Below are 19,384 nucleotides of genomic sequence, written 5' to 3' on the forward strand. Positions count from 1 at the left end.
GGTTCAGGAGGGTTCGCGGGCAGCACCGATGCGACAGGTGCGCCATGGAGGCAGCGGCAGGCGGGAGGGTCCGCCGTCAGAGGCGAGCGCCCTTGACGAAGACTTCCTTGCGCCCGCGCATCTGATCGATACGTTCGACCAGCAGGGCGAAGTCGCTGTCGTCGTGCGCCGGGTCGAATTGTTCTGTGTCGACTGTCAACACCGGCGCAGCGGCGTAATGATAGAAGAATTCGCCGTAGATGTCGCACAGCGCGCGCAGATAGGTGTCCGGAATCTGCTGTTCCATCGGAATCGCACGCTTCTGAATGCGCGAGAACAGCGTTTCAGGACTGGCTTGCAGATGGATCACGAGGTCCGGTGCACGGTGCGGATGCTCGATGTGCGCAACGAGCTTGCGGTACAGCTCCAGCTCGTCGGCAGACAGCGTGAGACGCGCGAACAGGCCGTCCTTCTCCGGCAGGAAGTCGGTGAAGATCGGCTTGCCGTCGATCTCGCGACGTGCAATCTCCGTCGCTTCATCCACACGTTGCAGACAGAACGACAACTGCGCGGGCAACGCATAACGCGCGCTGTCGCGATAGAAACGTTCGAGAAAGGGGTTGAGCGCCGGTTGTTCGAGCATCAGGTCCGCACCGGCTGCGTCGGCCAGACGCTGCGCGAGCGACGTCTTGCCAACCCCGATCGGACCTTCGACGGCGAGATAGCGAAATCGCCCGAGCACCGGCGATCTCATGATGTGCAAACCCGCTTGGTCGGGCAGCAGCCTTGGGCCACGCGTTCGATGCGCTGATCGGCAACGTCGGGCAACAGGGCGCTCACGCGTCCCACGCCGGGAATGTCGAGTTCGGGGGCGATATCCGCGAGCGGATGCAACACAAAGGCACGCAACGCGAGACGCGGGTGCGGCACGATCAGATCGGGCTCAGTAATGCGTTCGTCGCCGTAGACCAGCAGATCGAGATCGAGCGTGCGCGGCGCGTTTTTGTACGGCCGCTCACGTCCAAAATGCAACTCGATCTTCAGGCACAGGGCGAGGAGCTGGCGGGCGCTCAGACTCGTCTCGACGGCGACAGCGCAGTTGAGATAGTCGTCGCCGCTCGACTCGATGGGGGCGGTGCGATACAGGTCGGATTTGCCGATGATCGTGACGCCGATCTGCTGCGCCAGGCAGACGATGGCGTCCTTAATCGCTTGGCGGGCGTCGCCGAGATTCGCGCCGAGCCCGATATAGGCAACAGTCATTAAGCACCTTCGGAACCATGCTGTCGCGATGATACCCGCTTGCCATGATTCTCGCTGGTAGCGTTCTCACTACCGCCACCCCCTTCGCCGCCTTCACCGCCACGTCCGCCCGAGGGCTTGCGACGACGACGGCGACGCTTCGCGGCCGGTGTCGAACCCGAGGAACCGCTACCTTGCGACAGCAGTTCGTCACGCTTGACCGAGTCGCCTTCGAGGAAGTCCGTCCACCATTGACCCGCTTCGGCCGGGACTTCACCCGACTCGCAACGCAGCAACAGAAAGTCGTAACCGGCACGCAGGCGCGGATGTTCGAGCAGACGCAACGGCGTACGGCCAACGCGCTTGTCCAGACGCACCTGCAAGCCCCAGATTTCCTTCATGTCGGCGACGAAACGGCGCTGGATAGCCAGCTTGCCGGTTTGCGCGTCGAGCACGTCGTCCATGGCGAGATGCAGCGCCGGAATCGGATACTCTCCGGCGCTTTGATAGGCCTGCCACTTCTCAAGCACCAGATGCCACAGCAGCGCCGCGAACAGGAAGCCCGGCGACACCGGCTTGCCTGCACGAATGCGTGCATCGGTATTGGCGAGCGCGAGCGTGACGAACTTCTCGCCGAGCGGCTGTTCGAGTACCACGTCGAGCAACGGCAGCAGACCGTGATGCAGGCCCTGCGAGCGCAGTTGCTGCACACACGCCCACGCGTGACCCGAGAGCAGCAGCTTGAGCATTTCGTCGAACAGACGCGCCGCAGGCACGTTGTCGATCAGCGGCGCGAGGTGCGGAATCGGTTCGGCGGTGGCTGCGTCGATCTTGAAACCGAGCTTGGCCGCGAAGCGCACCACGCGCAGCATACGCACCGGGTCTTCGCGATAACGCGTGGCCGGATCGCCGATCATGCGCAGTACGCGCTTCTGAATGTCTTCGAAACCGCGGTGATAGTCGTGCACCGTCTGCGTCGCCGGGTCGTAGTACATGGCGTTGACGGTGAAATCGCGCCGGGCGGCGTCTTCGTCCTGCTCGCCCCACACGTTGTCACGCAGCACGCGACCCGATTCGTCGGTGACGTGCGTCTTGCGGTCGAGTTCGCCTTTTTTCGGACGACGCGCACCGATCTGCTCGCTATCCACCGCCTCGACCAACGCCCGGAACGTAGAGGTCTCGATGATCTCCTGTCCGAATTGCACGTGAACGATCTGGAAGCGGCGGCCGATGATGCGCGCGCGGCGGAACAGGCGCTGGACCTGTTCGGGCGTGGCGCTCGTGGCGACGTCGAAGTCCTTGGGGGCGATGCCGAGCAGCAGATCGCGCACCGCGCCGCCGACGACAAAGGCCTTGAATCCGGCTTGTTGCAGTGTGTCGGTCACGCGCACGGCGTTCTTCGACAGCAGGGTCGGATCGATGCCGTGCACGGAGACGGGAATGACGACCGGCGTGCCGGGCGGCAGACTATTTGCGCCGCCTTCGGTCTGGCCGTCTTTACCGAGCAGCTTCTTGATGAATTTGCGGATCACTGGAACAACTCGAGAATGGGCCAGCGACGCGCCAGTGCGATTTCGCGCAGCGCCTCATCGGGGTTCGTTGCCACCGGATGGTTCACCTTCTCCATCAGGGGGACGTCGTTGGCGGAATCGCTATAGAAAAAGGCGTGGTTGAAGTCGCCCCAGGTCTTGCCGAGGCTGGCGAGCCACGCTTCGGTGCGGGTGATCTTGCCTTCGCGGAAGCTCGGCGTGCCCACGTACTCGCCGGTGTAACGCGCGTTCGGGTCATCGCAGACGGTCGCCGGTTCGGTACCGATCAGGTGGTCGACACCGAAAGCCTTGGCGATGGGACGGGTGACGAACGTGTTCGTCGCCGTCACGATGGCGCACAGGTCGCCCGCCTTGCGGTGCATGTCGAGCAGTTCGAGCGCTTCGGGACGCACATGCGGCAGGATCGACTCTTCCATGTATTGCGCATGCCAGGCGTCGAGCTGGTCACGCGGATAGCGTGCGAGCGGCGCGAGGCAGAAACGCAGATAGGCCGGCATGTCGAGCCGGCCTGCACGGTAGTCTTGATAGAAGGCCTCGTTGGCCTGCGCGTACGAGTCGCGCTCGACCGCGCCCTGGCGCACGAGGAAACGGCCCCATTCCTTGTCGCTGTCGGTCGGCAGCAGGGTGTGATCGAGATCGAAGAGAGCTAAATTGGTCATTGCGCGAATTTTACCTGAAGCGAAGGGCCGTCTAATGTCGTTCGGTGATTGAGGGGGCTGGCACCTGCGTGGAACGCGTGTCGAATGTTACCGAGAGGTACCTCATGTGATGTATCCGGTGATGTGTCCGATCGGCCACCGCTCAGGGTTTGCCGTCCGGCGGTGCCGGGTCGGTATGGGTGAGCATCTGGCGCAGCAACGGCAGCGTCACCGCCCGTTTTTGCTCCATCGAAAACCGGTCGAGCCGGTCGAGCAGGGCCATCAGGCTCGACATATCGCGCTCGAAGTGGGTGAGCAGATAGGCCGGGACGTCGGCCGCCAGTTGTAAACCCCGCTCGCGTGCAGCGTTTTGCAGCGCCTGCTTCTTGCCGTCGTCATCCAATCCCACAATGTGAAATACGAGGCCCCAGCCGAGGCGGGTGCGCAGGTCTTCGCGCAGCGGCATGTCGACCGGCGGCTGCGAGCCGGCGGCCACGAACGCGCAATGCGGACGGGCGCGAGTTTCGTTGAACAGATTGAAGGCGGCGATTTGTTGTGTGGGCGAGAGATTGTCGCTGTCGTCCACGCAGTAGACCGTGCTGGCGTCGTCGAACGTGAAGGCGGCCAGTGGGCTGTTGGGGCGCAGATAGCGCGCGCTCGGCCCCATGGCGTGGCACAGGGCTTCCATCAGATGGGTGCGGCCGGACCCGACAGCTCCCCAGAGGTAGATGCCGCGGTCGCGCGCCGTGCCCGACGAGAGTTCGGCGGGAAGGTCGGCAAGCGTCTGCGCCGCCTCGCGGTTGGGCCCGACAATAAAATTGTCGAACGTCGCGGGCGGCGGGGTGCCGAGGTCGAGATACAGTTGCTGAATCACGAACGAAGAAAGCCGGCTAAAGGCCGGCAGAGTACGGTTTACGGGGCACGCCGGGTATTCCTGGCGTCCGATATCCGCTTTGCGTGCCGAAAGGTCACGCGCATCGGGTAAAATCGCATTTTACCGAACCTTGATGCATTCCCGTCATGTCACACCCTAACGAAACTTCCGGCCTTTCCTATCGCGACGCTGGCGTCGACATCGAAGCGGGCGACGCATTGGTCGAAGCGATCAAGCCGTTTGCCAAGAAAACCCTGCGCGACGGCGTGCTGGGCGGCATCGGCGGCTTTGGCGCACTGTTCGAAGTGCCCAAGCGCTACAAGGAGCCGGTGCTCGTTTCGGGGACCGACGGCGTGGGCACCAAGCTCAAGCTGGCCTTCACGCTGAACAAGCACGACACGGTCGGCCAGGATCTGGTCGCCATGAGCGTGAACGACATTCTGGTGCAGGGTGCCGAGCCGCTGTTCTTCCTGGACTACTTCGCCTGCGGCAAGCTGGACGTGGCTACAGCCGCGACGGTCGTCAAGGGCATCGCCCAGGGTTGCGAGCTGTCCGGTTGCGCGCTGATCGGCGGTGAGACGGCGGAAATGCCGAGCATGTACCCGGACGGCGAGTACGATCTGGCCGGTTTCGCGGTCGGTGCGGTCGAAAAGAGCAAGATCATCGACGGCAAGTCGATCGTCCCGGGCGACGTGGTGTTGGGTCTGGCCTCGTCGGGTGCGCATTCGAACGGTTACTCGCTGGTTCGCAAGATCATCGAAGTCGCCAAGCCGGATCTGGACGCAGACTTCCACGGCCAGCCGCTGCGCGACGTGCTGATGGCGCCGACGCGTATTTACGTCAAGCCGCTGCTGGCGCTGATGGAAACGCTGACGGTCAAGGGTATGGCCCACATCACGGGTGGTGGCATCGTCGAGAACATCCCGCGCGTGTTGCAGGATCACCTCACGGCCGACATCAAGCAGGACGCCTGGACGCTCCCGCCGCTGTTCCAGTGGCTGCAGGAGCACGGCAAGGTGGCCGATGCCGAAATGCACCGCGTGTTCAACTGCGGTATCGGCATGGCGGTGATCGTGTCGGCGGCCGACGCGGACGCTGCGGTCAAGCACCTCGAAGCCTCGGGCGAGACGGTCTACCGTCTGGGCACGATCCGCGAGCGCAAGGAAGGCGAAGCGCAAACGATCGTGTCGTAAGACATTCGTCGTCAGGAATGCACAAAGCCCGCCGGAGATACGGCGGGCTTTTTGTTTTTGGGCAGCGGGTTGTCATCGACTGCGCTCGGGCAGTGTTCGCCGTCGCCGCTTCGACGATGTCAGCACGCTGTCTCTTGCGCCGCCACCCGTCTGCGCGTTTCTCCGAGACAGAAAAACACAACGATTGCACACAAGATCGTCGCCATGGCGAGGCGGTCGAGCAAGGCGGACAACGCTTGTTCGTAGGCGTCACGCAATACCGCTTCGCTCCACACAGGGACGCTTGCCGCCGCACCATGAAGATCGCCCGCCACGATGCGGTTGACCGCCTCACGGGCGATGTTGGGCACCACAGCGCCGTGCACGTCAGGCAAGTGCGTGCCAATCAGCGCGATTAGCACCCCGCCCACGAGCGCGAGCGCAAGACCTTCGCTCGCCACACGCGTCGTGTTGAAGATGCCCATGGCCATGCCTGCACGTTCCGTCGGCACGACACTGACCGACAAGCCATCCATCAGTCCCCACGGTATCGCGCTGCCGGTGCCGATCACGAGCATGGGCCAAAGCGATGGACTCAATACGCTTGTGTCCTGCATGCCGTTGCAACGCGCAAGCCAGAGCAAGCCCGCCGCTGCGATCACGAGTCCGGCACTGCACAGCACGCCAGCAGGAATACGTCGGGCGAGTTGCGTCGCGACGAACGGCACGACAAGCATCGGCAACGACAGCGCCACCATCTTCAGCCCCGCCACGATCTCACTGTCGCCGTGCACGCCGATGAAGCGCAGTGGCAGCAATACGAGCAGCACGATGTAGCAAAGGCACGTGGCAATCGGCAGCATCTGCACGCCGATGAAGCGTACGTAACGAAACAATGTCAGGTCGAGCATCGGATGCGCGACACGTCGTTCGACGATGACGAACGCGATCGCCAGCAACAACGCCAACACGAGCGTACCGATGACCTCCGGTGCCGTTGCCCCGAGCGCCGGTGCCTGAATCACACCGTAAGTGAAGCAGGCGAGGGCACCGGTGAACGTCAGCGTGCCGGGCCAGTCGAGGCCGGTGGCCGCCGGATCTCGCGACTCACGCACGCACTGCGCACCGACGACGAGCGCCAGCGCGGAGACGGCGGCCGTCGCACCGAATACGCCTTGCCATCCGAAGCGCGCAATCAACGCGCCGGCAAGTAGGGGGCCAAACGCCAGGCCGACACCGAAGGTCGTCCCCAAGAGGCCGTAAGCGCGGGCGCGGGCGTGACCGTCGAAGTCTTGCGCGAGCGACGCTCCTCCACCGGCGAGCGTCGCCGCACCCGCCATGCCTTGCAGCGCACGAAGCCAGTCGACGGCAAGCGCGGAGCGCGCCAGCATTAGCCCAAGCGAGATCAGCAGCAATGCGCCCACGCCCAGCAAGAAAACACGTTTGCGGCCGAACGCGTCGGCGCATGCCCCGGCGGCCATCAGGCAGCCGCCGAACGCCAGCATGAATGCACTGGTGATCCAGCGCATCTCCACCGCACTGCCGTGCAGCGCCGCACCGATGGCGGGGGTGGCGACGGCGCCGCCGGAAAAACTCATCGGCAGCAACAACGCCGCGATGCAGACGGAAAACAAACCCAGCAACCGGCGGCGCAGCGAGGCGTCCGTTTGCGGTGAGCCTCGAGAAGTCGTGATCGACATGAACAGATCCTGAAGAAGACGCGAATCCATACGAATCGACGCGTCGCAGACGAAAGAGGAACGTCGGCCGACGTCACGTCATACATGCTAGGGAATCGTCAATCGAGAATAAACAGGCGATGAGTTCAAAGATTAAGGAATAAAATTCCGTAATTGATGGGGCAGTGACACGTGACACTGCCGGACGACCGACGGCGCGCGGTCCGCGAGTGAGAGGTAAGCGACGATGGACAATCTGGCGGAAATTACGGCTTTCGTACGGGCGGCCGAGACCTTGAGTTTCGTGGCAGCGGGGCGCGCAACGGGCGTGTCGGCATCGGCCATCGGCAAGCAAATCGCGAGACTCGAAACGACGCTCGGCGTACGGCTCTTTCAGCGCAGCACGCGACGCGTGAATCTCACCGAGGCCGGTCAGATGTACTTTGAGCGCTGCCGTCGCGTACTCGATGAGCTGGCCGACGCGCGCGCCATGCTCTCGCGGGTGTCGCAAACGCCGCGAGGCAAATTGCGCATCGGGCTGCCGGTCACGGCATATCGCTTCGTAATGCCGCTGTTACCTGCCTTCGCCGAAAAGTATCCGGACATCGAACTTGATCTGAATTTCGACGACCGTATCGTCGACCTGATCGAAAGCGGCCTGGATGTGGTGATTCGCAGCGGCGACCTGCCCGACTCAACGCTCATGTCGCGAAAGGTCGGACCGTTTCGGTTCTTGTTGTGCGCATCGCCACGCTATCTCGCGAAGCGGGGCACGCCGCAATCGCCCGCCGATCTGGCGACGCACGCATGCATCCGCTTTCGCTTTCCGACGTCGGGGAAATTACAACCGTGGGCCTTTGCGGCAGAGGTGACGAACGAACCGAAGCTACCCACGAGCCTCACATGCAACAACATGGAGGCGTTGCTAAGCGCGACGACGCACGGGCTAGGCATTGCGTACGTGCCCGACTTCCTTGCGCGCGACGCGCTTGCTACCGGACAACTTCAGTCGTTCCTTGGTGAGCACCTGGCGAACCCAGGGCAGTTCTGGATGCTCTGGCCGTCGAGCCGGCATCTCTCGCCGAAGCTGCGCGTGTTCGTCGACTTCATGTGCGACCGGATGCTGTGAGCATCGCTCGCGGGCGGCGAAGCATCACCGCTTCATCCGCGCTTCCACCGCCGCCATCACATCATCCAGTGTCGTTTCCATCACTCGCACAAGATCGTCCAGCTGAGCGCTCGGCGCGGCGGCGCGCGGCGTAATGCGCAGGGTGTGAAAGGGCATCGACGGCTCGAAGCGTCGCAATACGAGATCGGAATCGAGGAAGTCGTAGGCCGACACCGGGTGCAGCAATCCGATACCGACGTTCTCCTTGACCATCGTGCCGATGTTGATCGAATAGCGCGCCGTGGCCACGACCTGCTCGTGCAGATGGCCGTCGGCGAAGAGTTGATCCATGCCCCAGCGAATCATGTCCGTCGGCTCGTACGAGAGAATCGGCTGGCCCTTCAGATCGGCCAGACGAATCACCTTCTTGCGTGCGAGCGCATGACCCGCAGGCAACGCGCAAATCGCGTCGAGTTTGGCAAAGGAGACGGCGTCGGTCGCGGCCACGTCGATGGTGTCGGTCACCAGTCCCAGCGCCAGTTGATGTGTGACGACCTGATCGCGAATCAGGTCTGACGCCCCCGTCGTCAACGCCAGTTGCACGCTCGGATACAACGCGCGGTAGCCCGCCATCACACGCGCGGAGAATCCTAGCCCGAACGAGACGACCGACCCGACACGAATCACGGCCCGGTCGGGGTTGCGCAGATTCAGCGCGAACTCGCGGATGTTGTCGAGACCCGCATAACGGCGCTCGACTTCTTCGAACAGGGCGAACGCTTCCGCCGTCGGCTCGAGACGGCCCCGCGCACGGTCGAACAGCGTCAGACGTGTCGAGCGTTCGAGATCGGCGACGAGACGGCTCACCGCAGACTGCGACGTGCCGAGCACCTGTGCCGCTTTGGTGGTCGTGCGCGTGAGCATCAGCGCCCGAAAGGCGTCGATGTGCCGGAAATCCATCGATTCTCCACGGAAGGTTGGCGTGTGGGCAGACGTGTCAGGCCGCAGACTCAGGCGTGAGCGACGACGCGCGAACCCCTGAAGCGCGTCGCCTCCCCATCCGGTGCAGCCCCTGCCTTACAGCGCGAAAGCGTGGATTTTACCGCCCTTCATCACCATCGGAATTCGCTCCCCCTGACCGAGCAGGCAGTCGAGCGACGCGAGCGGGTTACCGTCGACGATCAGCACATCGGCATGCGCACCGGGCACGATCTCGCCCAGTTGTCCCGACTGTCCGAGCACCTCCGCGCCGACGACCGTCGCACTGCGCAGAATCTCCGCCGGCGACAGCACTTCGGCGCGCAGACGGAACTCGTCGCTTTGCAAACGCTGCGACTCGCCGAGCAGGTCCGAGCCGTAACCCATCTTCACACCGGCTTCGCGGAAGATCTCCAGCGAGCGCAGACCGGCCGCGTGCACGTCGGCAATCTTCGCGACGCTGTCGTCCGGCAGGCCGAGCGACTTGCCTTCGTTGGCGAGCGCGTCGTAGGTCACGAGCGTAGGTACGGCAAACGCGCCTTGCTCTGCCATGAAGCGTGCGGTCGGGGTATCGACAAGGTTGCCGTGCTCGATGGTGCGCACACCGCAACGCACGGCACGTTCGATGGCCGCCGCCGTGTAGGCATGCGCGAGCACATAGGTGCCGCGCCCGCGTGCCTCCGCGACAATGGCGCGGATTTCGTCTTCCGAATAGCCCCATGCCCCGACGGGATCGGTCGGCGACGCCACGCCGCCCGACGCCATGATCTTGATCTGGTCGGCACCCATTTGCAGTTCTTCGCGCACGGCGCGGCGCACTTCGTCCACGCCGTCGGCCACACGTGAGAGCGCGCCGACGCGCACGCAGCACGGGCAAGGGCCATCAGTGCCGATGTAATCCGTGCGCGGACGTCCGTCACCGTGTCCGCCGGTCTGGCTGATGGCGCGACCCGATACGAACAGGCGCGGACCTTCGGCCAACCCACTCTCGACTGCATGCTTGATGGCGTGACCTGCACCACCCGCATCGCGCACGGTGGTGAAACCCCGTCGCAACATGCCTTGCAGAATCGGTACCGATTTGAGCGTGACGAGCACGTTCGGCAGATGCGCCTGCGCCGAGAGATTGAGTTGCGTGGCGTGTACGTGCACGTGCAGATCGATGAGACCCGGCATGACGGTGCGGCCGTGCGCGTCGATCTCGCGCGCCGACGTCGCCCGAATCGGTTTGTCCGAGACTTCCTTGATGCGTCCGTTTTCAATCAGCACAGCGTGATCTTCGCGAAGCTCGCCCTTGACGGGGTCCAGCAGCGCGCAGTTCGACAGCAGAATCGACTCCATGACTTCTCCTCCGGGATGTTGTTTTATGCGGACGGCTCGTAAGCCGCGCCCGCGTTCCGCTTTCAATCGATGGTCGCGTGTGCGAGCGTGCGCGGTGTCTGGGTGAGCATGATTGGCGTGTCGCCGGTGACAACCGAGTCGTCCAGACGGAACCCGCCCAGTCCGTAGACGTAGATGCCTGGCTCAGCCGAATACACTTCGTTCGCGAGCAGGGGGCGGTGGTTGAACGCCATGTCGTCCGGATATTCGTGACCGATGATGCCCATGCCGTGACCGGTGCGATGGCGGATGTACTCGCCGCAACCGGCTTTCTCGATGACGGCCTGCGCAGCCGCATCGATGCCGGACACCGGCTTGCCGGTGATAGCCGCCCCGACCGCCGCTTCGTTCGCTGCACGCGCGACTTCGTAGAAGCGCGCCTGTTCGCTCGACGGTTTGCCGCAGAACCACGTGCGTTCGTTTTCGATGACGAGGCCGTTCAGACGCGGGATCACGATGTTCACCATGCCGTCGCCTTCGCTGATGCGTGCGCCGCAAGAAGCGCCGTCGCCGTGTGGCGAAGCAGACGCGGGGCCGGAGAGCGTCCAGCAACGCATCACTTCGAGGTTCTCGCCAGGGAAGCGCTTCGCACCTTCCGTGACCATCAGCGCGGCCATCGAGTAGTCGAGTTCCTGCACCAGACGCCCGGGACGAATGTTCTCGCGATACCGGTCCTGCACCCAGTCCGCCAACTCGGAGGCTGCGCGCATGATGGCGATTTCCTCGTCGTGCTTGACCCAGCGCAGACCGCGCATTTCCGCGAGCATCGGCACGAACTTCGCGTCGGGCAGCATCGCCCCGGCACGTGCGAGCGGCCCGCCCGCGGCATCCACCCCGATGCGCGACCCGGCGAGCCCTGCGGCGCGCAGCGTGTCCGCGATGAGCGCAGGCACTTCGGCGAGCAGCGGCTGACGTTGCGTGACGCGCGGATGCTCGGCGTAGAGCGTGACACGTTCCAGATCGAGCCACAGGTGATGACGCTCACGCGCCATCATCAGATGATGCGTGGACAGTTCGTTCATCACGGCAAACGGTTCGCCGTTACGTGGCACGCAGACGGCGATGGGGCGCTCCCACGTTTGCACGTCGACGTGAAAGTTGGTGGCCCACTGGAAGAAGTCGGCGGCGGTGAACACGAGCGCATCGACACGCGTACGGTCCATCAGATCGTTCATCAGCCCGCGACGGTACTGACGTGTGGCATCGGAGAGAGTCGGCATGGGGAAATCCTTGTCTGCAAACGAGAGGCGAAGTGTCAGAGACATGCGCGCGAGGCAGGGCAAGCGGTGCCGGCGCGCATGCGAGAAGTCAGGTCATCATCGTCTTCGCGTAACGGCGCTGAATGACCCAGTGAGAGGCGATGGCGAGTGCGAATGTGACGACCATCGAGACGATGGACAGCACCGCGCCGAACGGCCAGTTGTTCGCCTTGGCGATCTGGTCGTAGATCGACGGCGTCATCATCGTGATGCCGGTGCCGCCCAGCAGTACAGGCGTGGCGTAGGCGTTCATGCACAGAATGAAAACGAGCATCGTGCCTGCCGCGATGCCCGGTGCGGCCATCGGGAGGATCACGCGAGTGAGCGTCTGCCGGAAGGTCGCGCCGAGATTACGCGCGGCCTCTTCGACGGAGAAGTCCATGCCTTCGAGCACACTCTGCAACGTGAGAATCATGTAGGGCAGCACGACCGCCGTGGTGCCGATGACGACCGCGAACGGCGTGTACAGCAGACGAATCGGCTGCGGCACGATGCCCAGCGACACGAGCAGCGAGTTGACGAAACCGGCGTTGCCGAGCATCACCATCCAGCCCGCTGCGCGCACCACATTACCCACCAGCAACGGGAACACCAGCAACATGACGAGCAGGCTCTTGAACCGGCTTTGCGTGCGCGCGAGCACATACGCGACGGGGAAGCCGAAGACGAGCGCGAGCACCGTGCACAGCGACGCGACCTTGATCGTCGTCCACAACACCGACAGGTAGTACGGATCGGTGAAGAACTTGATGTAGTTCGCGCCGGTGAGCGCGGCCTGCATCATGTCGACGGGGTCGAACCGGTTAAAGCTGTAGCGCACCAGTTGCAGGCCCGGCAGCACGATCACCAGCAGCACGACGAGCGTGGCCGGTGCCGCGAGCGAGCCGCCGGTGAACGCGCCGCGCACCGCGCGTGCGGTGGCGGCCCGAGAGGCTTCGGTGGACGAGCGGGGCGACGTCATGGTGGCGTTCTGTGCGTCTGGCGTGTTGGCGACGTTCACAGCCCCACCTTGAATTCCTTGTTCCAGAAGTCGAGCAGTGCGGGCTTGTCGGCGGTGAAGCGGGCATAGTCGAGCTTCACCATGCGGTCGAGTTCGGCGCTCGTGAAGCCCACGCTTTGTTGCAGCGAGGGCGGCAGGTTCGCGTTCTTCACGGTCGGCGCGTAGCCCATCGTTTCGGCAAAACCGATCTGCGCACGCGGGTCGAGCATCGCGTTCAGATAGTTGAAGCCGCACGGCTTGGATTGCGAGTTCTTCGGCACGGCGGCTTCGAACGTCACCGGCACCGCACCTTCCTTCGGCACCACGTACTCGATGGGCACACCTGCCTTCTTCCACTGAAGCGCGCGCGCCTTCCACATACACGTGAACCAGATGTCGCCGCTCTTGAGCGCGGAGGCTACCGCTTCGTTCGACGGGTAGACCTTGGGCTGCTGGGTCTTGCGTAACTCGCGCAGGAACTGCACGCCACCGGCCATATCGCCGTCTTTGTGACCGGCCGCGAGCGAACTGCTCACCACGTTGAAGTTGTAGAGAATGTCGGAGAAGCCGACCTTGCCCTTGAGCTTCGGATCGAGCGCGGCGGTGAACGAATCGGGCTTCGTGCCGAGCTTTTCCGGGTTGTAGACGATCACCATCGCGCTGAAGATGTGCGGGATCGAGTACGGACGACGCAGTGCTTCGAGGGTGTTCGCCAGATTCGGCACGAGCTTCGCGTCGACGGTCTCGAGGATGCCCGAGCGATTGATGTCGTACATGTCGAGGTCGGCGAGACACGCAACGTCGAGCGAGCCGCGACGCGACGCCTTCTCGGCGCGCAGCTTCGTCATGCGTCCGACCTGATCGGCGGAGTCGTACGTCACCTTGCCGCCGGCGGCTTCGATGATCGGCTTGCCGATGTTCTGTTCGAGCAGGTTCAGATAGTCGCCGCCCCAGGTGCCGACGACCACGTTCGGACACGCCTCGGCGGCGTGCGCCGAGAGGGCATCGAGTCCGAGCGCGGGGGCGATCACCAGACCGGAAGCGGTCTTCAGGAACGTGCGGCGGTTCAGGGCGTGCGTCATGTCGTCATCCTTCTAAACGTCGGCCATCGAGGGCCTTGGCATGGGTCGAAGCGTGCGTGGAGTGTGTGGAACGAGGGCTTTCGTTATCGAAAATCAGGCGTTGAAAAACAGGCAGTCGGTGCTCGCGAAGCACGCCTTGAGCGTGCTGCCGGGAGCGTAAAGACGGGCGTCGTCGCGCGCCGTGTTCGGCACATGCGCTACGAGCATTTCGCCTTGCGGGCTCTTCAGCCGCAGCTCCAGCGTCGAGCCGAGATAGATCGTCTGGTCGACGGTGACGGGCAGGGCCGTTTCGTGTTGCGCCGGGGCGTCGGTCAGGCGCAGGCGTTCGGGGCGGATGCCCAGCGTCTTCGCGTCGGGTGTCGCGCCTGCGAGCGCAAGACGCTCGCCTTTTGCGGTGACGAACTGGCCTGCATCCATCTGTCCGGCGAGGAAGTTCATCTTGCCGAGGAAGTTGGCGACGAAAGGATTCGCGGGGCGTTCGTAGAGCGCGTCGGCCGTGCCGATCTGCTGCACGCAGCCGTCGTGCATCACGGCCAGACGGTCGGCAATCGCAAGCGCTTCTTCCTGATCGTGGGTGACGAAGATCGTCGTGAGGCCGAGGCGACGTTGCAGCGCGCGGATTTCTTCGCGCACTTCGGTGCGCAGCTTCGCGTCGAGGTTCGAGAGCGGTTCGTCGAGCAGGAAGACGTCGGGGCGAATCGCGAGCGCGCGGGCGATGGCCACACGCTGCTGCTGACCGCCGGAGAGCTGACGCGGATAGCGGTCGGCGAGCGACGTGAGACGCACCATGTCGAGCGCCTCGCGAATGCGTGTGGCGCGCTCGGCGGCGGAGACACGTCGCATCTCCAGCCCGAACGCCACGTTCTCGGCGACCGTCATGTGCGGGAACAGGGCGTAGCGCTGAAACACCATGCCGGTATTGCGACGGTGTGGTGGCAGACGCGACACCTCTTTCCCGCCTATCCATATTTCGCCGGCCGTCGGCTCGACGAAGCCCGCCACCATGCGCAGCGTGGTGGTCTTGCCGCAGCCGCTGGGGCCGAGGAAGGCGACGAGTTCGCCTTCTTCGATGTCGAGTGAGAAGTCTGCTACGGCAGCGGCGTTACCGTACTGCTTGCGCAGCGAGCGAAGCGAAACGTTGGCCATGTCAGATCACCTGGCTGAGTTTGACGAAGCGATCGGTGATCAGCATGACGATGCCGAGCAGCACGATCTGCGCCGCAGACACGGCGGCAATCGTCGGATCGAGGTTGAATTCGAGGTACTGCATGATCGCGATGGGCAGCGTGGTCTTGCCCGGCCCCACGAGCGGCAAGGTGAGTTCGAGGTTCTCGAACGACACGATGAAGCTGAACAGCACGGCCGCGACGATGGCGGGGCGCAGCATCGGTAGCGTCACGCGCCAGAGCGTGCGCCACGGGCCTGCGCCGAGGTTGCGCGCGGCTTCTTCGATGGTGCCGTCGATCTGCGCGAGGCTGGCACCCACGAGGCGCATCGTCCACGGAATGGTCAGACAGATGTGGGCGATCACGAGACCGCCGAACGTGCCGACGATGTCCATGTCGAGCGCATTTTCAGCGCGCAGGTAGAACAGATAAGTGGCGATGCCCGCGACGATGCCCGGCACGACGAGCGGCAGCAGCAGCACGTTGCCGAGCGTGCGACGCCCGGGGAAGCGATAGCGGGCGAGGGCGAGTGAGGCGGCCACGCCGAGGATGACGCCGCCGATGGCCGCGCACGCAGCGAGTTGCAGGGAGAGCAGGAAACCGTTGGCGAACGCGGCGTTGCGCCACGCATTGACGTACCACGACAAGGTATAGCCGCTCGGCGGAAACGTGATGATCGCGTCTTTGAAGAAGCTCAGCCAGACGACGAAAATCAGCGGGCTCAACATGAACAGGTAGATCAACGCGATCCCTGCACGCACCGCCCATTTGGCGATCGGCACGCGCCTCGGGCTGCCTGCCGGCAGTCTCAGCACATCGCCTGTCACCCCACTCGGCTCCATCGAAGTCTGCGTCATTGGCACCCTTCCCGGTATCGTGGATTCGATGCAAATTTGCATTGCTCGAAACGTTGATATGCAAATTAGCATATCAAAATCGACATGCAAACCGGAAAGCTGTCAGGGTTTCAACGGATACGGCGGAGCGATTCGACGGGCGAGGGAGGCGAGGTTCGGACGGCGGAACGCGGGGGCTGAGCAGGCGGGAGATACGCTTCGCGGCGACGGCCAGCGAAGCGTCAGGGAGGCGGCGTTCAGTCGCCCCAGAGGGTGCGTACGGTAGCGAGGGCGCGTTTCGGTGCGTCGGCAGCGGTGCAGTCGACGATGTGACGCTCGGGCATCGAGCGCAGCCACGTGAGCTGACGTTTGCACAACTGACGCGTGGCGAAGACGCCCTTGTCGCGCATGGTGTCGTAGTCGGTCTCGCCGTCGAGGTATTCCCACACCTGACGGTAGCCGACGCAACGCATCGACGGCAGACCCGGATCGAGGTCGCCGCGCGCGCGCAAGCGCTCGACTTCTTCGACGAAGCCTGCCGCGAGCATCAACCGGAAACGCTCCGCGATGCGCGCGTGTAGCACCGAGCGGTCGCTCGGCTCCAACGCCACCGGCATGAACGTGTGCGGCGAGGTCGTGTCGGGTGTCTGCTCTGCGAGCCACTGCGACATCGGTTTGCCGGACAACTCGAAGATTTCCAGCGCGCGTTGCACGCGTTGCGCGTCGTTCGGCGCGAGACGTGCGGCCGTCACCGGGTCGACGCTCGCGAGCCGTGCATGCATCGCAGGCCAGCCGTCGCGCGCGGCGTCTTCATCGAGTTTGGCGCGCACATCGGCATCTGCCGACGGCAACGGCGAGAGGCCTTGCGTGAGCGCTTTGTAGTACAGCATCGTGCCGCCGACGAGCAACGGGCGACGTCCGCGTGCGGCGATCTCGTCGACGAGACGCAGCGTGTCTTCGCGGAATTGCGCGGCCGAGTAAGCATCGCGCGGATCGATGATGTCGATCAGGTGATGCGGCACGGCCGCGAGTTCGTCGGCGCTGGGCTTGGCCGTGCCGATGTCCATCTCGCGATAGACGAGTGCGGAATCGACGCTGATGATTTCCAGCGGAGTGTCCTGCGCGAGCGCAAGTGCGGCGGCGGTTTTGCCGGAAGCCGTCGGGCCCAGCAAGCAGACGATCGGGGTGTTTGCCTTCATGAACCGCTCAACGTCCGCGCATGAACAATTTGTCGAGGTCGCCGAGCGTGAGCTGGTACCAGGTGGGACGTCCGTGATTGCACTGGTCGGCACGCTCGGTCGCTTCCATCTGACGCAGCAACGCGTTCATTTCTTCGTGCGTGAGACGCCGGTTCGCGCGCACCGCCGTGTGGCAGGCGAGCGTGCCCAGCAACTCGTGCTGACGCTCGGTGAGCACGCGCGAACCGCCGTACTGACGCAGATCGGCCAGCACCGCACGGGCGAGTGCCTGTGCGTCGGCACCGTCGAGCAGGGCGGGGATGGCGCGCACAGCGAGCGTCGTCGGGGACATGGCGGCGAGGTCGAAGCCCAGCGCCGTCAGCGTCTCCTGATGCTCTTCCGTCGTGCCGATTTCCACTGGGTCGGCGAAGAACGTCACCGGGATCAGAAGCGGCTGCACGGGCACGCTGCGCTCGACCAGCGCCTGCTTGAAGCGCTCGTACAGAATGCGCTCGTGGGCAGCGTGCATATCGACCAGCACGAGACCGTAGGCGTTTTGCGCGAGGATGTAGATGCCGTGCAACTGGCCGAGTGCGAAGCCCAGCGGCTGTTCGAGTTGCATGGCGGCCGCGGCGTCGGCGGACGTGTTGCCGCCGGAGGCCGACAGCGCGTCGGCAAGGCCACCGGTGAGTGCTGCACCGTCCGTCGTCCCCCAGCCACCTGAAGTCCCGTAAGCGGGCGACGGTGCATCCGTCACCCCCGGCTGACCGTACGGACGCGCCGCCGGCGGCGCTGTGCGCCCGAAAAGATTGTCGTAGACGGACATCGGTTGAGGGACTGCGAGCGAGCCTTGCTGCGCCCGCGCGTTCCAGCTGCTACCGCCCGGTGTGCCGAAACCGCCGGCCGGACGTGCGCCGAATCCGCCGCCGAGGCCACCGCTCAAGCCACCTGCCGTACCCGGACCGGCAGCAAGACCGCCACCTTCCGTCAGATGTGCCGAATGCGTCGCGCCGCCACTGCCGGCTGCGCGCGCGAGCGCACGTTGTACCGCGTGGAACACGAACTGGTGGACGCTGCGTGCATCGCGAAAACGCACTTCGATCTTCGACGGGTGAACGTTGACGTCCACCAGCTGCGGCGGCAGTTCGAAGTACAGCACATACGCCGGGTAGCGGTCGCCGTGCAGCACGTCTTCATAGGCGGCGCGCACGGCGTGCGTGAGTAGCTTGTCGCGCACGAAGCGGCCGTTCACGAAGAAGAATTGCTGGTCGGCGCGACCACGGCTGGCGGTGGGCAGGCCGACGAAGCCTGAGAGACGCAGTTCCGCCGCGCCTTCGTCCAGCGCGAGATGCGCGTCGGCGAAGTCGTTGCCCAGCACGCGCGAGACGCGCGTGGCGGCGTCCGAGGCGTTCCAGTGCTCCACGGCCCGGTTGTTGTGCAGGATCGAGAAACCGACGTCCGGGCGCGCGAGGGCGCTGCGGCGGATCACGTCCATGCAATGACCGAACTCGGTTTGCTCGGTCTTCAGGAATTTGCGACGCGCGGGGGTGTTGAAGTACAGGTCGCGCACGTCGACCGTCGTGCCGACCGGACCTGCCGCCGGGGTGAGTGCTCCGGTGTTGCCGTCGATGGCGGTCGCGTGCGGGGCATCGATCTGACGGCTGGAGAGTGTGAGCTGCGCGACCGAGGCGATGGAAGCCAGTGCTTCTCCCCGGAATCCGAGCGTCAGGACCGACTCTAGCTCGTCTAGCGTGCGAATCTTGCTCGTCGCGTGGCGGGTCAGCGCCAGCGGGAGTTGTTCAGCGGACATGCCGCCGCCGTCGTCGGTAATGGCGATGCGGCGCACGCCGCCTTCTTCGAGCTTGACCTGGAGCGCACGGGCACCGGCGTCGAGAGCGTTCTCAAGCAGTTCCTTGACGACGGATGCCGGGCGTTCGACCACCTCGCCTGCGGCGATCTGGCTGATGAGCTGATCGGGTAGCACGCGAATGGCGCGCGCAGGCGCGAGGCCCGCCGGCATTGGGCCGGGACGGCGTTCGGGCGTGTCGGGGGCGGCGCTGCCGGACGCTTCGGCGGCCGGGTCGTGCGCGTCACGGGCGGGGGTCGGGGTGGCAGACATGGGAACCATTATAAAGGCTGCCCTCAAAGACATAGGCCGGGCGGCGTTTCGGTCTGTGACACGTGATGTAATGCGTTCTGGTGCACACCCATGGGGCCGATTTTTGTCATTTTTTCGTCTTTAATTGGCAACTAATTCGACTGTGGGATGCTGGTATGATGCGAC

At 64.3% G+C, this 19,384-nt stretch carries 17 protein-coding genes; 2 read left to right on the forward strand and 15 right to left on the reverse strand.

Translation table 11 applies throughout. The features are described from left to right. Nucleotides 1–76 precede the first annotated feature (76 nt). The 5 genes from PAQ31011_RS13030 to hda form a co-directional block, all read right to left on the reverse strand. Nucleotides 77–733, reverse strand: coding sequence for a deoxynucleoside kinase (locus PAQ31011_RS13030; protein WP_174990099.1), 657 nt, complete (start codon nt 731–733; stop codon nt 77–79). Next, nucleotides 730–1,242: a 2-amino-4-hydroxy-6-hydroxymethyldihydropteridine diphosphokinase gene (folK, locus tag PAQ31011_RS13035; protein ID WP_150576205.1), complete on the reverse strand. Its 513-nt coding sequence runs from the start codon at nt 1,240–1,242 to the stop codon at nt 730–732. The genes PAQ31011_RS13030 and folK overlap by 4 nt, the downstream gene beginning before the upstream one ends. Continuing rightward, nucleotides 1,242–2,753, reverse strand: a complete 1,512-nt coding sequence (gene pcnB / locus PAQ31011_RS13040; RefSeq protein WP_150576206.1) for a polynucleotide adenylyltransferase PcnB — start codon at nt 2,751–2,753, stop codon at nt 1,242–1,244. The genes folK and pcnB overlap by 1 nt, the downstream gene beginning before the upstream one ends. Next, nucleotides 2,750–3,430, reverse strand: a complete 681-nt coding sequence (locus PAQ31011_RS13045) for a histidinol-phosphatase (RefSeq protein ID WP_150576207.1) — start codon at nt 3,428–3,430, stop codon at nt 2,750–2,752. The genes pcnB and PAQ31011_RS13045 overlap by 4 nt, the downstream gene beginning before the upstream one ends. A 142-nt stretch (nt 3,431–3,572) precedes the next feature. Further along, nucleotides 3,573–4,283, reverse strand: a complete 711-nt coding sequence (gene hda, locus PAQ31011_RS13050; protein WP_046292998.1) for a DnaA regulatory inactivator Hda — start codon at nt 4,281–4,283, stop codon at nt 3,573–3,575. A gap of 146 nt (nt 4,284–4,429) precedes the next feature. On the opposite strand from hda, the gene purM reads away from it, so the two are divergent. Beyond that, the gene (purM, locus tag PAQ31011_RS13055; RefSeq protein ID WP_150576208.1) at nt 4,430–5,476 is read left to right on the forward strand and encodes a phosphoribosylformylglycinamidine cyclo-ligase; all 1,047 of its coding nucleotides are present in this window, start codon (nt 4,430–4,432) and stop codon (nt 5,474–5,476) included. Nucleotides 5,477–5,595: 119 nt separating this feature from the next. Here purM and PAQ31011_RS13060 read toward each other — a convergent pair whose 3' ends face one another. Then, nucleotides 5,596–7,185, reverse strand: a complete 1,590-nt coding sequence (locus PAQ31011_RS13060; RefSeq protein ID WP_246179539.1) for an MFS transporter — start codon at nt 7,183–7,185, stop codon at nt 5,596–5,598. Nucleotides 7,186–7,381: 196 nt separating this feature from the next. On the opposite strand from PAQ31011_RS13060, the gene PAQ31011_RS13065 reads away from it, so the two are divergent. Beyond that, nucleotides 7,382–8,263: a LysR family transcriptional regulator gene (locus PAQ31011_RS13065; protein WP_150576209.1), complete on the forward strand. Its 882-nt coding sequence runs from the start codon at nt 7,382–7,384 to the stop codon at nt 8,261–8,263. Between the two features lie 24 nt (nt 8,264–8,287). Here the strand turns inward: PAQ31011_RS13065 and PAQ31011_RS13070 are convergent, their stop codons facing one another. The 9 genes from PAQ31011_RS13070 to mutL form a co-directional block, all read right to left on the reverse strand. Beyond that, nucleotides 8,288–9,202, reverse strand: a complete 915-nt coding sequence (locus tag PAQ31011_RS13070; RefSeq protein WP_150576210.1) for a LysR substrate-binding domain-containing protein — start codon at nt 9,200–9,202, stop codon at nt 8,288–8,290. Between the two features lie 117 nt (nt 9,203–9,319). Further along, the gene (locus PAQ31011_RS13075; RefSeq protein WP_150576211.1) at nt 9,320–10,561 is read right to left on the reverse strand and encodes a metal-dependent hydrolase family protein; all 1,242 of its coding nucleotides are present in this window, start codon (nt 10,559–10,561) and stop codon (nt 9,320–9,322) included. 62 nt (nt 10,562–10,623) lie between these two features. Then, complete coding sequence (locus PAQ31011_RS13080; RefSeq protein ID WP_150576212.1) at nt 10,624–11,820, reverse strand: M24 family metallopeptidase; 1,197 nt, start codon at nt 11,818–11,820, stop codon at nt 10,624–10,626. An 88-nt stretch (nt 11,821–11,908) separates the two neighbouring features. Then, nucleotides 11,909–12,859, reverse strand: coding sequence for an ABC transporter permease (locus PAQ31011_RS13085; RefSeq protein WP_246179541.1), 951 nt, complete (start codon nt 12,857–12,859; stop codon nt 11,909–11,911). Next, on the reverse strand, nt 12,856–13,920 hold the full coding sequence (locus PAQ31011_RS13090; RefSeq protein ID WP_150576213.1) for an extracellular solute-binding protein: 1,065 nt from the start codon (nt 13,918–13,920) through the stop codon (nt 12,856–12,858). Before PAQ31011_RS13090 ends, PAQ31011_RS13085 begins: the two co-directional genes overlap by 4 nt. A 93-nt stretch (nt 13,921–14,013) precedes the next feature. Next, nucleotides 14,014–15,066, reverse strand: coding sequence for an ABC transporter ATP-binding protein (locus PAQ31011_RS13095; protein ID WP_150576214.1), 1,053 nt, complete (start codon nt 15,064–15,066; stop codon nt 14,014–14,016). Between the two features lies 1 nt (nt 15,067). Further along, complete coding sequence (locus PAQ31011_RS13100) at nt 15,068–15,928, reverse strand: ABC transporter permease (RefSeq protein ID WP_425495106.1); 861 nt, start codon at nt 15,926–15,928, stop codon at nt 15,068–15,070. Between the two features lie 251 nt (nt 15,929–16,179). After that, nucleotides 16,180–17,121, reverse strand: coding sequence for a tRNA (adenosine(37)-N6)-dimethylallyltransferase MiaA (gene miaA, locus PAQ31011_RS13105; RefSeq protein ID WP_150576216.1), 942 nt, complete (start codon nt 17,119–17,121; stop codon nt 16,180–16,182). 7 nt (nt 17,122–17,128) lie between these two features. After that, nucleotides 17,129–19,219: a DNA mismatch repair endonuclease MutL gene (gene mutL / locus PAQ31011_RS13110; protein ID WP_174990100.1), complete on the reverse strand. Its 2,091-nt coding sequence runs from the start codon at nt 19,217–19,219 to the stop codon at nt 17,129–17,131. Nucleotides 19,220–19,384 lie beyond the last annotated feature (165 nt).

The organism is Pandoraea aquatica, from assembly GCF_902459565.1.
GTDB lineage: Bacteria > Pseudomonadota > Gammaproteobacteria > Burkholderiales > Burkholderiaceae > Pandoraea > Pandoraea aquatica.